9 protein-coding genes and 4 pseudogenes are annotated in these 15,703 nt (G+C 71.1%); 7 read left to right on the plus strand and 6 right to left on the minus strand.

Annotated elements, in window-relative coordinates; all coding sequences use genetic code 11:
- The first annotated feature begins 32 nt into the window (after window positions 1–32).
- Window positions 33–1,007, plus strand: coding sequence for an alpha/beta fold hydrolase (locus tag MTP03_RS00665; RefSeq protein ID WP_248490146.1), 975 nt, complete (start codon window positions 33–35; stop codon window positions 1,005–1,007).
- Here the strand turns inward: MTP03_RS00665 and MTP03_RS00670 are convergent.
- The 3 genes and pseudogenes from MTP03_RS00670 to MTP03_RS00680 all read right to left on the minus strand — a co-directional run bounded on the left by MTP03_RS00670 (window position 1,000) and on the right by MTP03_RS00680 (window position 3,183).
- A pseudogene (locus MTP03_RS00670) lies at window positions 1,000–1,571 on the minus strand (purine-nucleoside phosphorylase). The gene MTP03_RS00665 and the pseudogene MTP03_RS00670 overlap by 8 nt on opposite strands.
- 147 nt (window positions 1,572–1,718) lie before the next feature.
- Entirely contained in the window at window positions 1,719–2,063 is a 345-nt protein-coding gene (locus MTP03_RS00675; RefSeq protein ID WP_248490147.1) for a metallopeptidase family protein, read from the minus strand.
- Window positions 2,064–2,065: 2 nt separating this feature from the next.
- Window positions 2,066–3,183, minus strand: a pseudogene (locus MTP03_RS00680) (septum formation family protein).
- Window positions 3,184–3,271: 88 nt separating this feature from the next.
- On the opposite strand from MTP03_RS00680, the gene serS reads away from it, so the two are divergent.
- Window positions 3,272–4,525, plus strand: coding sequence for a serine--tRNA ligase (gene serS, locus MTP03_RS00685; RefSeq protein ID WP_248490149.1), 1,254 nt, complete (start codon window positions 3,272–3,274; stop codon window positions 4,523–4,525).
- Between the two features lie 55 nt (window positions 4,526–4,580).
- Here serS and MTP03_RS00690 read toward each other — a convergent pair whose 3' ends face one another.
- From MTP03_RS00690 to MTP03_RS00700, 3 genes and pseudogenes are all read right to left on the minus strand, one after another.
- Window positions 4,581–5,141 carry a hypothetical protein gene (locus tag MTP03_RS00690; RefSeq protein ID WP_248490150.1) on the minus strand — a complete coding sequence of 187 codons (561 nt, stop codon included), beginning with the start codon at window positions 5,139–5,141 and terminating at the stop codon, window positions 4,581–4,583.
- 34 nt (window positions 5,142–5,175) lie between these two features.
- The gene (locus MTP03_RS00695; protein WP_248490151.1) at window positions 5,176–6,294 is read right to left on the minus strand and encodes a hypothetical protein; all 1,119 of its coding nucleotides are present in this window, start codon (window positions 6,292–6,294) and stop codon (window positions 5,176–5,178) included.
- A gap of 121 nt (window positions 6,295–6,415) precedes the next feature.
- Window positions 6,416–8,003 (minus strand): annotated as a pseudogene (locus MTP03_RS00700) (Rieske 2Fe-2S domain-containing protein).
- A gap of 91 nt (window positions 8,004–8,094) precedes the next feature.
- On the opposite strand from MTP03_RS00700, the pseudogene MTP03_RS00705 reads away from it, so the two are divergent.
- From MTP03_RS00705 to MTP03_RS00725, 5 genes and pseudogenes are all read left to right on the plus strand, one after another.
- Window positions 8,095–8,858, plus strand: a pseudogene (locus MTP03_RS00705) (lysophospholipid acyltransferase family protein).
- A gap of 124 nt (window positions 8,859–8,982) precedes the next feature.
- Window positions 8,983–9,804: an HAD family hydrolase gene (locus tag MTP03_RS00710; protein ID WP_248492341.1), complete on the plus strand. Its 822-nt coding sequence runs from the start codon at window positions 8,983–8,985 to the stop codon at window positions 9,802–9,804.
- A 1,074-nt stretch (window positions 9,805–10,878) separates the two neighbouring features.
- Window positions 10,879–12,417, plus strand: a complete 1,539-nt coding sequence (locus MTP03_RS00715; RefSeq protein ID WP_248490152.1) for a SpoIID/LytB domain-containing protein — start codon at window positions 10,879–10,881, stop codon at window positions 12,415–12,417.
- A gap of 61 nt (window positions 12,418–12,478) precedes the next feature.
- A complete protein-coding gene (glf, locus tag MTP03_RS00720; protein ID WP_371821010.1) occupies window positions 12,479–13,684 on the plus strand; it encodes a UDP-galactopyranose mutase in 1,206 nt (401 codons plus the stop codon).
- Entirely contained in the window at window positions 13,681–15,678 is a 1,998-nt protein-coding gene (locus tag MTP03_RS00725) for a glycosyltransferase (RefSeq protein ID WP_248490154.1), read from the plus strand. The genes glf and MTP03_RS00725 overlap by 4 nt, the downstream gene beginning before the upstream one ends.
- Window positions 15,679–15,703: the final 25 nt, after the last annotated feature.

The raw sequence follows: 15,703 nt of genomic DNA on the forward strand, positions 1-15,703 counted from the left end.
GGTCGGCGGCGGACGGGTACTACCGCCGCGGCATGCGGGCGGTTCGTGCGGCGGGATTCGTGGAGCGCACGGTGGTGGCCGGCGGGCACACGACCGCCTACGCCGAGGGCCCCGACGGTGGCCCGCCGCTCGTCCTGCTGCACGGCCAGGCGTCGCGGTGGCAGGACCACCTGCGCGTTCTGCCCGAGCTGGCGCGCGACCACCACGTGTTCGCGGTCGACGTTCCCGGACACGGGGATTCGGCGCGGCTGCGGCCGGGCGAGTACACGAACGAACGTGTCGCCGAGCTGATCGGCGAGTTCCTGCGCGCGGTCGTCGAGAGGCCGGCGGTGCTGGCCGGGCACTCGTCGGGCGCGCTCCTCGCGCTCGCCGTCGCGGCGCGCGAGCCCGATGCGGTGCGACGGTTGATTCTCGAGGATCCGCCGCTGTACTCGTCGGTGCCGCCGCGACTGGCGACCACGATCGGCGGGGACCTGCCGGGGCTGTGCCGGGACTTCCTGGGCCAGGATGCGGAGCCCGACTTCCAGCGGTACTTCCTGCGTCGCACTGCATTGTTCGAGCTGTTCGGCCCGCTCCGTCGGATCATCGCGGCGAACGCGGTGCGCAAGCGGCGGTCCGATCCGGAGCGACCGGTCCAATTACGCGGCGTCCCCGACGATCTCAACATGTTCCTGCGGGGCGTGCACGACTACGATCCCGCGTTCGGGGCGGCGTGGGCGTCGGGCGCCTGGTACGACGGATTCGCCACCGACGAGGCCCTGGCCGCGGTCGCCGCGTCCGGGACGCCGACGACGTTGCTCCACACCGACTTCTGGCTCCGTACGTTCGGCTCCTCCTACAACCGGCGCGGTGTGCTGATGGCCGCGATGGACCGCGACGACGTGGACCGTGCGACTCGGATCCTGCATCCGCAGAACGTGATCGGCGTGAAGTCCGGGCACCTCGTGCACTTCGTGCGGCCGCAGGTCTACATCGACGCCGTGCGCGGGCACGCAGCGGTCAACTGAGCGCGGCCTCGATCGCGATGGTGGCGGCGGCAGTGAAGCCGTTCTCCCGCTCGTCGGGGGAGAGCGCCTCCTCGCGGAACATGTGGTCCGTCACGGTGAGCACCGTCAGGGCCTCGCGCCCCTCGGCGGACGCGACCGCGTAGAGGGCGGCGGTCTCCATGTCGACTCCGAGCACACCGTGGTCGCGCAGGCCCTCGTGCAGGCCCGGGCGCGCGAGGTAGAAGTGGTCCGACGAGTACACCGGGCCCACGCGCACCGTCGTCCCGGCGCGTTCCGCGGCATCGGCGGCGGCGCGGAGCAGGGGTACGAGGCCGCCGGGGCGAACCGCACGCCCGGGATCCGCGGGTCGTTGATCGCTGAATCGGTGTGGGCGGCGGTCGCGATGATCACGTCGCCCAGCGCGATGCCGTCGGGATAGCCGCCCGACGTGCCGACCCGGACGATCCGCTGCACCCCGTACTCGCGAAACAACTCGGTGGCGTAGATCGTCATCGTCGGCAGGCCCATGCCGGAGCCCATCACCGAGATCGGCCGGCCACCCACGGTGCCGGTGTAGGCCTCCATGCCGCGCACCTCATTGACCAGGCGGACGTCGTCGAAGAGGGTCTCGGCGATGCGCGCGCGCGCCGCGGGTCACCCGGCATGAGGACGGCGGGAGCGTAATCGCCGGGGGCGGCGGAGTTGTGCGGCGTCGGCATGTGTCGAATCCCTTCAGGCCCAGCCCAGATCGTGCAAGCGGTGGTCGTCGATCCCGAAATGATGGCCGATCTCGTGCAGCACGGTCACGCGGATCTCGTGGCGCAGCTGCTCCTCGGTTTCGCAGACGTCCATCAACGCCTCGCGGTAGATGGTGATCGTGTCCGGGAGGGTGCCCACGTAATTCCAGTCGCGCTCGGTGAGGGCGATGCCCTCGTAGAGGCCGAGCAGTGTCGGCTCGTCCTCGTTCCGGTCGCGTACGAGCACGACGACGTTGTCCATCGCCTTCGCCAGCTCAGGCGGGACGTCGTCCAGGGCGTCCGAGACCCACTCCTGGAACAGCCTCCGGGATACGTGCACGGCTAGCCGCCGGGCTTGGGTGCCGAGGGCCGCGCCGCGCCCGGGAAGGTCGGCATGACCGGCGGCTTACCGTCGATGAGCAGGCCGGAAGACTTCGCCGAACCGGTGACGGGGGTGAACGTGAGGCCGTCCCGCGAGGATGCGACGAAGCAGATCGCCGAGCGTGAGCCCGCCGTCCATGACGGCTGCGACAGCTTGTTCCACTGCAGCTGCAGCCCGGACTTGCGCAGGCCGTCCTGCGCGCCGAACCATCCGGTGGTGCGTGACGGGCAGATCCGGGCCAGGTACTCCTCCTGCTGCCCCAGCGTGGGCAGGACGCCCCGGGGAACGCCTGCCGCAGGTCGATCACCGCGGTCACCTCGAAGGCGTGCGGCTTCGCGCAGTCCACCGGGCTCGTCGCCTGGCCGCGGTCGCCGATCCCGATGCAGGTGCCGGGCGGCCACGACAGCGACGCGTCCTGGTTGACGACCTTGCCCTGCACCTCCTGGACGGCGCCGGCACCGTCGACCACCTGGACCCCGCAGCGCATCGTGCGGTCCCCGGACTCCCACGCCTTCTCGCCCGCGGTGAGCAGGCCCGTCTGGAACCGGCCCTTCGGGTCGAGGCGCTTGCCGAGGTACTCGGTCACGATGGGCGGGCAGAGCTGGTCGCGCTGGGCGGCGAGCGCGGTCTCGGTCGGGTATTTCGCCTCCGCCGGGAACGTGCGGGCGGGCTCGCCCGCGACCTCGAACTTGTGCGGCTGCATGCAGTCGACGGGGGCCAGCGTGGTCGGGTCCTTGTCCCACGTCAGGCACGTGCCGGGCTTGGACCGGTCCAGGATCGTCCCGGCCGCGGCCAGGCGCGGAGCCTTCTCCTCGTTCTTCGGCTCGAACGCGCCGGTGGCGAACAGGGTCGCTCCGATCGCGATCGCGCCCACGACCACCGCGGCGAGCACGGCGCGCACCGCCCAGGCCCCGCCGCGGAACCGCGCGGGGGCCTCGGGCTCCGGCTCCGATTCGGGTTCCAGCTCGGGCTCCTGGTCGAGCTCCGGCTCGGACTCCTGGTCGAACTCCGGCTCCGGGGGCGTTTCGGCCTGCGGTTCGGGCGTGGACGGGTCGGGGGTGTCGTTGTCGTCGGGCATCACGTTCCATCATGCCTGGCCGGGGCGCGGTCCGGTGGCCGGTGTATCGGTTGGGGTGGTCCGACGGTGCCGTAATAGGCTTAGGCGCGTGATCGACGTCAAGCTGGTACGCGAGAACCCCGACCGTGTGCGCGCCTCGCAGCGCGCCCGTGGAGAGGATCCGTCGCTGGTCGACGTCCTGCTGTCCGCGGACGCGGACCGTCGGGCGGCCGTGCTGGCGGCCGATAACCTGCGGGCCGAGCACAAGGCATCGTCGAAGTCGATCGGCAAGGCGGCTCCCGAGGACCGCAAGGCCCTGGTGGCGGCCGCGGGCGAGCTTGCCGCGAAGGTCAAGGAGGCGGAGGCCGAACAGGACCGCGCGGACGCGGCGTTCGACGAGGTCGCGCGGAAGATCGGCAACGTCATCATCGACGGGGTGCCCGCCGGCGGCGAGGACGATTTCGAGGTGCTCGAGCACGTGGGGACGGTCCCCGAGATCGCGGACCCGAAGGACCACCTGGAGCTGGCCGAGGGCCTCGGCCTGCTCGACATGGACCGCGGCGCGAAGGTGTCGGGCTCGCGGTTCTACTTCATGACCGGCCACGGCGCGCTGTTTCAGATGGCGCTGCTGCAGCTCGCGGTGCAGAAGGCCGTGGCGAACGGCTTCACCCTGATGATCCCGCCCGTGCTGGTGCGGCCCGAGGTGATGGCCGGGACCGGCTTCCTCGGCGCGCACGCCGACGAGATCTACCGCCTCGAGGCCGACGACCTGTACCTCGTGGGCACCTCCGAGGTGCCGCTGGCCGGGTACCACATGGACGAGATCATCGACCTGTCGAACGGCCCGGTGCGGTACGCCGCGCAGTCGAGCTGCTTCCGGCGGGAGGCCGGGTCGTACGGCAAGGACACGCGCGGCATCATCCGCGTGCACCAGTTCGACAAGATCGAGATGTTCGTCTACTGCAAGCCCGAGGACGCGGAGGCCGAGCACCAGCGGCTGCTGGACTTCGAGAAGGAGATGCTCGCGGCCGTCGAGGTGCCCTACCGGGTGATCGACGTGGCGGCGGGCGACCTGGGCTCGTCGGCGGCGCGCAAGTACGACAGCGAGGCGTGGGTGCCGTCGCAGGGCCGCTACCGCGAGCTCACGTCGACGTCGAACTGCACGACCTTCCAGGCCCGGCGCCTGGGCATCCGGTACCGCGACGAGGACGGCCGGCCGCAGATCGCCGCGACCCTCAACGGCACCCTCGCCACCACGCGGTGGCTCGTCGCGATCTGGGAGAACCACCAGCAGCCCGACGGTTCCATCCGTGTGCCCGCCGCGCTGCAGCCGTTCCTCGGCACGGACGTGCTGCGCCCGTAGGAGGCGTTTCCGCACGCTGCAGCCGTGCTTCGGGGCGGAGCGATGGGCGCGGACATCAGAATCCGATCACGTGCCACCAATCGGAGCCGAGTCCCTTCACCACGAACACGCTGCCCGAGGGCGGTTCGCTGCCGTCGGGTCGGTACTCGAGGTGGCTGATCCCGGTCGTGTTGTCCGTGGGAGGGATCGCGAAGGCTACGACGCCGGCCCGCTTGGACGTCCGGTGTATGCGCAGCGTGCCGATTCGGCGATCGCCGTGGTCGGTGAAGTCGGTGCGCGGGTCGGCGAGGACCTGCTGGGCGGCGGTGGTGAGCCGGGGCTGGTCGTAGGCCCACTGCCATCGTCGTGGGGTATCGGTTACGGCCAGTGCCAGGGCGAGAACCCCGATGAGCGGGATCGGGAGCAGCCGCCACGAGCAGCGTTTCGTGCGCCGGAACCAGACGGCCAGGTACGCCAGCCATAGGACGATCAGGATGACGCCGAGGACCCATGGCCAGGTGGCCGTGGCGTCGTTGACGCCGAGCATCAGGGTGCGCAGCCAGAAGGCGCAGTTCGCCAGGACGAGGACCGTGAGGGCCCACCCGACCCGCGCGAGGGTACGACTACCGGGCGACATTCGCCAAGATTAACCCATGCGTCGCTGGCGCGGATCAGACCTCGATCTGCTCCGCAAGCTTGGTCAGGCGGAAGCGGGCCATCGCGAGGTTGGCGCGCGAGCGGTCGAGAACGAGGTAGAGGAACAGGTCGTCGGTGCCCTGGTTGATGGGGCGCACGATCTGGTACTGCGTGCCCAGCGTGATCAGGATGTCCTCGATGTGATCGTCGAGATCCAGGTCGCCGAGCGTCCGCCCCATCGCCTGGACCAGCGCCGAGTTACCCGCGGCCGCCACCTCGAGGTTGAACTCGGCGGGGTCGCCCGCCGTGGCCAGCGCCATGCCGCTGGCCGCGTCGACCAGCGCCACGCCCAGCGCGCCGTCGATCGCCATGGCTTCGTTCAGGGACTCGTTGAAGTCGGTCATATCGCCGGGCTCCTCGGGTTCGTGCGGGGTGGTCGGGGTGTGCAGGCTCTGCAGGGTCTCCGCGTCGACGTACGTCTCGTCGATCTGCGTGTACGGGAACGGGTCGATCGCCAGCGGCTCCGGCAGCCGCGGCGGCTCCGGCGCATGATGCACCACGTCGACCACTTCGACGTCGATGTACGACTCGTCCGGCTCGTCGAGCGTCTCGGCCGCCGCGGTGCTCGCGTCGGCTCCGTCCGTGCCGGTCCCGGGCGCCGACGGTGCCTCGTACCGCGGGGGCTCGTAGGCGGGGCGCTCGAACGTGGGCTGCGCCGACGGGTCGAACTTGGGTGGTGCGAACTGGTCGAAGCCCCCGTCGAACCCGCCGTCGAACCCGCTCGCCGTGGTCGACGACGTGCTGTAGCCGAACCCGCCGGACCGGCCGGCCTCGAACGTGTCCGGCTCCGGCGCGACGCCCTGGAAGGTCTCGGACGTCAGCGGATCCGTGAGTGGGTCGGGCTTGCTGCGGGGCGGCTCCGGCGCCGACGGTGCAGCACCAGGCCCGGCGGCGCCCTGCGCCGCCGCGACCTTGGCCGCGACCTGCTCCTCGGGCGGCGGGATCACCCGCGACGGGCGCGGTCCCTGCTCCGCGCTGCCCGGTCGCGCGGCGTCCGGTTGGGCGGCGCTCGGCTGCGCGGGGGTCTCGGCGGCCGGCCGCGGGGGCGCGACCTGCCGCTGCGGCGGTGGCGGCGGGACCGGGCGGGGAGGCACCGTCGGGCCCGGGGAGGCGACGGTGCCGCCGGGCGCGAGCCCATGCCCGTGTCGTGGACGCCGTAGTAGTCCTCGACGCGCTGGCGGTTGCTCGGAGGACGGCGCTGGGGGTTCCGTCCGGTCACGTCAGCTTCTTCGCGCGCAGCTCGTGGCCGCTGGAGGTGAGGCACCGGCCCGACTCCAGGTCCCACTGCCAGCCGTGCAGGTTGCAGGTGAGCTTGCCGCCGTCGACCACGCCGAACTTCGACAGGTCGGCCTTGAGGTGCGGGCAGCGGCGCTGCACCTCCCAGCCGTCCAGCTCGGTCGACGCGGTGTCGTCGTGCGCCTCGGAGAACCAGCCGTCGGCGTAGGCGATGCGCTCGTCGGTGAGGCACTTGAAGAAGGTATAGAGGAACTCGTTGTAGCCGCCGATGCGCCAGGTGGTGAACCGGGTCGAGAGGAAGATCGTGTTCACCCAGTCCGGCTCGTCGTCGCGCAGCACCGTGCGCACCAGTTCCGCGGCGATGCGGAAGCCGTAGCGGTACTTGCCGTCGCCCTCCTGCGGCTCGCGCACCGTGCGGGCGGGGAAGTCGAGCACCACGGTTTCGACCGACCCGTCCGACGAGGCCATCTCCAGCCCGACCGGGTAGCCGATCCCTTCGCTGATCAGCGGCGACGCGGCCATGATCGGCTCGAACTTGGCCTTGAGCGCGCCGAGCAGGGGGACACCGTCGTCCTCGGCCCAGGTGGCCTTCTCGGCCTCCAGCACCGACGCCTGGCGAGCCGCGAAGGCGTCGAGGTAGGCCGTCTTGTTCTCGAAGATGTCCATCACCTCGGCCTCCGGGACCGGGTGCGTCAGGGCAACGAGTTCCTTGCCCTTGAAGTCGCCGACGGTGCCCGGGATGAACAGCAGGCCACCGTCGTTGCCGTTGCGCTTCATCTGGTCCAGGAAGGTGATCTGGTCCGGGAAGATGTTCGACGGGTCGCCGCCCAGCGTCTCGCGGTCCACGCGGCCTTCGTCGTTGAGGTAGCGCAGCTCGGGGTCGAGGAAGGCCGGCGGGCCCGCGGACGGCACCACCCAGGTGCCGGCGACCTGGTCGACGTAGCTGCGGGCGCGGTCCATGCCGCGCTGGCGCTTCTGCTCGGCGAAGCGGCGCTTGGAGCCCTTCGGCATGTCGTAGACCATCGGGTACCAGATGGCGCCGGAGTACTGCAGCAGGTGCACGTCGACGCCGCCGAACTCGTCGAGCACGTCCATGTCCACGGGGCGGGCGTCGTTCATGTTGAACAGCACCGTCTCGCCGTCGGAGACGACGAGGCCCGAGTCGCCGATGGGTCCGTCGGCGGGCGCGCAGCGCGATGATCATGATGTCCAGCTCGCCCTTGGGGCCGCTGATCGTGTGCTTCACCGAGTCCTGCGTCTCGAAGAACTTCGTGAAGCCCAGCTTCTCCAGCTCGCGCCGCAGGTCCGGGACGGGGTAGTCCGGCAGGAGGACGGTGGCGTCCTTGTTGACGTTCTCGACCAGGTTCTTCGCGTCGAAGTGGTCGCGGTGCAGGTGGGAGACGTAGAGGTAGTCGACGTCGCCGAGCGCCTTCCAGTCCAGCTGGGTGTTGTCCGGGAACGGGAACCACGACGCGAAGTAGGCCGGATTGACCCACGGATCGCACAGGATGGTGCCTGCGGCGGTGGAGATGTGGAAACCCGCGTGCCCGACGCTGGTGACCTGCACAGTGGAGCCTTTCGCCTACGTGTCGTTACCGCTACAGGGTAATGGGAGTGACGCGTGCGCGGCTCCGCGTCCCCACGGTTACGCTTGCGGGGTGGAACCCGTCTACGGAACGATTCTCGAAGTTGCCCGCGGTATGTGGGCCTTCCAAGGCATCAAGTTCACCGAGGTGGACTTCCAGAAGTTCCCCGCTCGGGAGGGGCGGTGGTGGCCATCAATCACACCGGCTACCTGGACTTCCCGTTCGCCGGGAAGCCCGCGTACGCGGCGGGCCGCCGCAAGGTGCGCTTCATGGCGAAGCAGGAGGTCTTCGACAACTCCAAGTCGGGGCCCATCATGCGGGCGCTGCGGCACATCCCCGTCGACCGGGAGGCCGGCGCCGAGGCCTACGCCGCCGCCGTCGACGCGCTGAAGTCGGGCGAGCTCGTGGGCGTCTACCCCGAGGCCACGCACAGCCGCAGCTTCGAGCTCAAGGGCTTCAAGTCGGGCGCCGCGCGGATGGCGATCGAGGCGGGCGTACCGATCGTCCCGGTGGTGGTGTGGGGCGCGCAGCAGATCTGGACCAAGGGTCTGCCCAAGCAGCTTGGCCGCAAGAAGTTCCGGATCATGATCGGCGTGTGCGACCCGCTCGATCCCGTCGGGCCGCCCGAGGAGCTGACCGCGCGGCTCAAGGAGTCGATGCAGGCCATGCTGCTGCAGCTGCAGGACCTCTACGGCCCGCACCCGCAGGGCGCGCCGTGGGTGCCCCGCCGCCTCGGCGGCACCGCGCCCACGCTGGAGGAGGCCGACGCGATGGACGCCGCCGACATCGACGAGCGCCGCCGCAAGCGGGAGGAACGGTTGGGCGACGGTGCCTGACGGCGCGGGTGCACCGTCGGGCCAGGAGGTGAGCGGGGCACCGTCGGGCGAGGAGGTGAGCGGGGCACCGTCGGGCCAGGTCCACGTGACCGGGGTGTCCGGGGTGGACGCGCCGGGGCTCGATCTGCTCGGCGCGGCGCCGCTGCTGGTCGCGAGCGACGTCGACGGCACGCTCGTCGACGATCATGAGCGGCTCACGCTGCGCACCCACGTCGCCGTGAACGCGGTGCGCGCCGCCGGCGGCCACTTCGTGCTGGCCACCGGCCGCCCGCCGCGGGCCGTCGACCCGATCGCCGACCAGCTCGACTTCGCGCCGCTCGCCGTCTGCGCGAACGGCGCCGTACTCTACGACACCGGTTCGGGCCGGGTGGTCTCGGCGGCGCTCATGTCGCCGGAGCTGCTGGAGACCGTCGCCGAGCTGGTCCGCCGGCACCTGCCCGGCGCCGGGTTCGCCGCCGAGCGAGTGGCCCACGGCGAACACGACGCGGCGACGCCGCGGTTCGCCGCGTCCACGGGCTATCAGCACGCGTGGCTCGAGCCCGACACCGTGACGGCCGCGGACGCCGAGGTCCTCGCCCACGCGGCCGTGAAGCTGCTGGTCCGGCAGCCGGGGATGACCTCCGACGAGATGCACGCCCGTATCGCCCCCCATGTACGCGGCCTCGCCGACGTCACGTACGCCACGAACAACGGGCTCATCGAGTTCCATGTCCCCGGCGTCACCAAGGCCACCGGCATCCGGCGGGCGATCGAGCACCTCGGCCTGACCGACGGGGTGCGGTCCGCCGCCTTCGGCGACATGCCCAACGACGCGGAGATGCTCCGCTGGGCCGATGTGGGTGTCGCGATGGGCAACGCCCACCCGGTGGCCCGTGGTGCCGCGAACACCGTCACCGCCACCAATCTCGACGACGGTGTCGCCCGGGTGCTGGAGCGCTGGTTCTAGGTCCGGGTTCGACGGTCCGCCGCCGGGCGCGCTGTGCAAGGCCTCGGCTCCCCGGGGGAGCCGGCGTCCCTGGGTGGAGCTGGTGTCCCCCTCGCTGCAGCAAGGGGGAGACCAGATTGAGCCAGGGATGCCAGCTCCCACTGGGGACGGGATCGCACACCGGCCCGCTCCCACCGGGGAGCCGGCGTCCCCGGCGAAATCCGGCATCCCACCAACTGCAGTTGTGGGGACGCCAGCTGCGGTCGGGGAGTCCGGCTCCCTGTAGGGAGCGGAGGTCGGGCGACGGCGGGGTGGAAGCCGGGCGACGGCTGGGAGGTCGGCTCCCTATAGGGAGCAGGAGCCCGGCGCGGCCGGCGCACCCTGTGGCAGATGTGACTGATGTTGCTTACGTGACGGATGTTGTAGATGGTGTTAGTCTCGACCTCACGTTGAGCTTTGCCCTTTCCGGGGCGGGCCCACTGATGAGCTGTCGAGCTAAGGAGAAACCATGCCCGTGTGGATCGACGGCGGTCCCCGTCGCCGCCGCGTACGGCGTACCGTCGCCCTCGCGATGCTCCCGGCGCTGGCCGTGGGCGGCGCTGCGGCGCTGCTCGGCACCACGAACCTCGTCGGCGACCCGATGCTCACCGCGGGGAATGACGTGACCTTCACCGGCCAGGGCAACGGCCACGGCCGGGGACTCGGCCAGTGGGGCGCCTTCGGCTACGCGAAGTCCGGCTGGAAGGCCGAGCAGATCGTGGCCCACTACTACGGCGGCTCCCAGCTCGCCCGCGCCGACGTCAACCTCCCGGTCCGCGTCCACCTCACCACGCAGAAGGCCGCGAACGTGCTGGCCCCGGCGGGCGCGAAGATCGGCGACCAGCAGGTCGCGCCCGGCCAGGCCGTCAAGATCGAGGGTGGCAACGCCGTCATCACCACCGGCTGCGGCGGCCCCGTCGTCAAGACCGTTCCCGCAGGCGCCGACGCCACCATCGAACCGCTCAACGCGCAGGCGAACCGCCCGGTCGGCGAGCTGCTGAAGTTCTGCGGCAGCAACGCCCCTATCGGGGCGCGATCGCCGCCAAGGACGGCAAGGTGTTCAACGTCGTCAACATCGAGGACTACGTGCGCGGCGTGGTGCCGGTCGAGAGCAAGGTCGACTGGGCCGATCAGGGGGGCTACGAGGCCCTGCGCGCGCAGGCCATCGCCGCGCGCTCGTACGCGCTGGCCGAGAGCGCCAAGCGCGGCGACCGGTACAACGACACCCAGGACTCCCAGGTCTACGGCGGCGCCGGCAAGGAGGACCCGCGCACCGACAAGGCGGTCGCGAGCACCGCCGGCCTGGTCATGGCCAAGAACGGCTACGCCGTTTCCACCGAGTTCTCCAGCTCCACCGGCGGCTGGACCGCGGGCGGCGACTTCACTCCGGTCAAGGACGCCGGCGACGTGGTGTCCCCGTACAAGAACTGGACCCAGACGGTGCCCGCCGCGAAGATCTCCCAGGAGTTCGGCGTCGGCGCGCTGAAATCGGTGCGGGTCACGAAGGTGCAGTCGGCGCAGGCCGGCCGCGTCGAGGCCGTCGAGATCGTGGGCGCGGACCGCACCGTCACCGCGACCGGCGCGGACGTCCGAAAGAAGCTGGGCCTGCGTTCCGACTGGTTCACCGTCAACGGCCAGGCCCCGGCGTCCGGCGCGTCGTCGGCGCCCTCCGCGCCCGGGGCGCCGTCTTCCGGGCCCGCCGGGCCGGGGACGCCGTCGTCCGGGGCGAGCGCGACCACCGTCGCGCCGGTGCCGGGACGCGTCGTGGACCAGCCGATCGTCGCGGCACCGGTGGACCCGTTCAACCCGGTTCCCACCGCACCGAACGCCTCGCAGGTCGCCCCGCAGGGCGCGACCACGGCCACGGTGAACCCGTCGGCCGCCGTCGCCGCGCCCGCAGCCCCGGCCGCGCCCGCAGCCCCGGCGGCGCCCGCCGTCCCGACGGTGCCCGGTGCCGCCCCGGCCGCCCCTGCCGCTCCGGCTGCCCCGACCGCCGCCGCGGTACCGACCGCGCCGGCGGCCCCCGCGATCCCGGGCGTCCCCGCGCCGCCCACGGCCGCCCCGGTGCAGGCCGCGACCGGCGAGGCCGCCGTCGCCGCCGCCTACGCCGCCGCCGGCGGCGCGAACGGCACGCTGGGCAAGGCCGTCGCCAACCCGATCACGTTCCCCGATGGCTCGATGTTCCAGTCGTATCAGAACGGCACGATCTACTACACGAAGGCGAACGGTGCGCAGGTCGTCCCGTCGGGCGTGGCCGCGCCCGCGACGTTCCTGAATTGGGCCACCGCGTTCGCCTCGGGCGGGGCGCCCAGCCTGCCGCCGCTGCCGCTGCTCAACCTCATCCCCGGCTGGGGCGACCTGCTGGGCATCAATCCGACCGCGGAGGCGGCACCGACGGGCGTCCCGGCCGTGCCGGTGGCGCCGGGCGAGTCCACCCCGTCCAGCGCCGCCGCCCCGTCGGCACCGGCCACCTCGTCCGCAGCCGCGGCACCGTCGGCGCCCGCTGCCGCGACGACGCCCGCGGCGGCCGCCCCGGCACCGTCGGGCGGCTCCACCCCGCTCGCGGTCCCGACGGTGCCCGGGGCCCCGGCTTGATCACACGGCCGGACGGGGTGGCGTCATGCGCGTCGTCCGGCCGGTACCCTGAACGTCCGTGGTGACCTCCTCTTCCCAGACCTATGACCTCATCGTGGTGGGCTCCGGCTTCTTCGGCCTGACCATCGCCGAACGGACGGCCGCTGAGCTGGGCAAGCGGGTGCTCGTGGTCGAGCGCCGCCCGCACCTGGGCGGCAACGCGTACTCGGAGGCCGAGCCCGAGACCGGTATCGAGATCCACAAGTACGGCGCGCACCTGTTCCACACCTCCAACGAGCGGGTGTGGGAGTACGTCAACAAGTTCACCGATTTCACCGGCTACCAGCACCGCGTCTTCGCGATGCACGACGGCCAGGCCTACCAGTTCCCCCTCGGCCTCGGGCTGGTCAGCCAGTTCTTCGGCCGCTACTTCACGCCCGACGAGGCGCGGGCACTGATCCAGGAGCAGGCCTCCGAGTTCGACTCCAAGGAGGCGCAGAACTTCGAGGAGAAGGCGATCAGCCTGATCGGCCGCCCGCTCTACGAGGCCTTCATCAAGCACTACACCGCCAAGCAGTGGGAGACCGACCCCAAGAACCTGCCGGCGGGCAACATCACGCGGCTGCCGGTGCGATACAACTTCGACAATCGGTACTTCAACGACACTTACGAGGGCCTGCCCGTCGACGGGTACACGGCCTGGCTCGAGAACATGGCCGCGTCGGAGCTGATCGACGTGCGCCTGAACACCGACTGGTTCGACGTGCGCGACGAGCTGCGCGCCGCCTCCCCGGACGCGCCGGTGGTCTACACCGGCCCGCTGGACCGCTACTTCGACTACTCCGCGGGCCGCCTCGGCTGGCGCACACTGGATTTCGAGACCGAGGTGCTGCCGACGGGCGACTTCCAGGGCACCCCGGTGATGAACTACAACGACGCCGACGTGAAGTACACGCGCATCCACGAGTTCCGCCACTTCCACCCCGAGCGCACGAACTACCCGACCGACAAGACGGTCATCATGCGCGAGTTCGGCCGGTTCGCGAACGACGACGACGAGCCGTACTACCCGATCAACACCCCGTCCGACCGCGAGATGCTCGGCGCGTACCGCGAACTGGCCAAGGCCGAGGCCGCGGACGCCAAGGTGCTGTTCGGCGGCCGGCTCGGCACCTACCAGTACCTCGACATGCACATGGCCATCGCCAGCGCGCTGTCGATGTTCGACAACACCCTGCGTCCGCATCTCGAAACCGGTGCCGCGCTCATCGAGGAGGCGGGCCAGTGAGCTCCACGGACACCCGGGCCAAGACCCTGCTGCAGCGCGTCATCCTGCCGCGCGCCGGCGAGCCGCTGGACGTGCGCTCGCTGTACATCGAGGAGGCCGAGACCAACTCGCGCCGCTCGCACGCCCCGACCCGCACGTCGCTGAGCATCGCGGGTGAGTCCGAGGTCAGCTTCGCCACGTACTTCAACGCCTTCCCCGCGTCGTACTGGCGCCGCTGGACCGTCCTGAAGGACGTGGTGCTGCGGATCGAGCTGCGCGGCACGGCCCGGGTGGACCTCTACCGTTCCAAGGTCGACGGTGCCCGCATCGGCCTGGGCGGCGATCTGGTCGCGACCGACGAGAGCGGCTACGGCGTCGCCGAGTTCGCCACCGACCTCGGCCCGTTCGAGGACGGCGGCTGGATCTGGTTCGACGTGACCGCCGACAGCGACACCGAGATCATCTCGGCGGGCTGGTACGCCACGATCGGCGAGGAGGGCCTGCCCGACAAGCGGGTCACCGTCGGCATCCCGACCTTCAACCGGCCCGACGACGCGGTCGCCGCCCTGCAGGCGCTGACCAGCGATCCGCTGGTCGACGAGGTGATCGACGCCGTGCTCATGCCCGACCAGGGCAACAAGAAGGTCATCGACCACCCCGACTACGAGGCCGCGATCGCGCCGCTGGGCGACCGCTACCGCCGTTTCGAGCAGGGCAACCTGGGCGGCTCCGGCGGCTACGGCCGCATCATGTACGAGGCGCTGCGCCTGACGGACAGCCCGTACGTGCTGTACATGGACGACGACATCGCGATCGAGCCCGACTCGATCCTGCGCGCACTGCAGTTCGCGCGGTTCGCGAAGACCCCGATGCTGGTCGGCGGCCAGATGCTCAACCTGCAGGACCGCAGCCACCTGCACTGCATGGGCGAGGTCATCGACCGGAACGCCTTCATGTGGACCGCGGCGCCGTTCGTCGAGTACGACCACGACTTCTCCGAGTACCCGCTGAAGGACAAGGAGAACAGCAAGAATTTGCATCGACGCATTGATGTTGATGGCAACGGCTGGTGGATGTGCCTCATCCCGCGCGTCGCCGCCGAGCAGATCGGCCTGCCGATGCCGCTGTTCATCAAGTGGGACGACTGGGACTACGGGCTGCGCGCCGCACGCGCCGGCTACCCCACGGCGACGGTGCCCGGGGTTGCGATCTGGCACATGGCCTGGTCCGACAAGGACGACGCGATCGACTGGCAGGCGTACTTCCACCTGCGCAACCGGCTCGTGGTGGCCGCGATCCACCACGAGGGCAGCACCCGCGGCATCATGACCAGCTCGATCAAGGCGCTCATGAAGCACCTGCTGTGCCTGGAGTACTCGACGGTCGCGATCCAGATCGAGGCCATGCGCGACTTCCTGCGCGGCCCCGAGGCGCTCTACGAGCTGCTGCCGACCGCCCTGCCCAAGGTGGCCGCCATGCGCAAGGAGTACCCCGACGCGGTGGTCCTGCCCAGCGCGACCGAGCTGCCCCGCACCACCGGCGCCGCGACGGCGCTGGGCTCGAAGATCCCGCTCAACCCGATCACCAAGGTCGCGACGCTGGCCAAGGCCGTGCGCAACAACCTCCGCGCCGCCGATCCGCGCAACCACGAGGTGCCGCAGGCCAACTACCCGCCGCTCGAGGCCCGCTGGTTCAGCCTGGGCCGCGTCGACGGGGTCACCGTCACCACCGCGGACGGACGGGGCGTGGTCTACCGCCAGCGCGACCGGGAGAAGATGTTCGCGCTGATGCGCGAGAGCCTGGCCGTGCACCGCGAGGTGGACCGCCGGTTCGACGAGATGAAGCAGCGCTACCGCGCCGCGTACACCGACCTGACCAGCCGCGAGGCCTGGTCGAAGATCTTCGAGCCCTCGGCGCCGGGAGCGGAGCGAGCGGGCCGGATCGACGCCGCGGCGCCGGGAGCGGAGCGAGCGGGCCGGATCGACGCCGCATCCGCGAAGGAGGACGTCCAGTGAGCGCGAACGCCCCGGAGCAGGCCCT

The organism is Tsukamurella sp. PLM1 (assembly GCF_023168325.1).
Lineage (GTDB): Bacteria > Actinomycetota > Actinomycetes > Mycobacteriales > Mycobacteriaceae > Tsukamurella.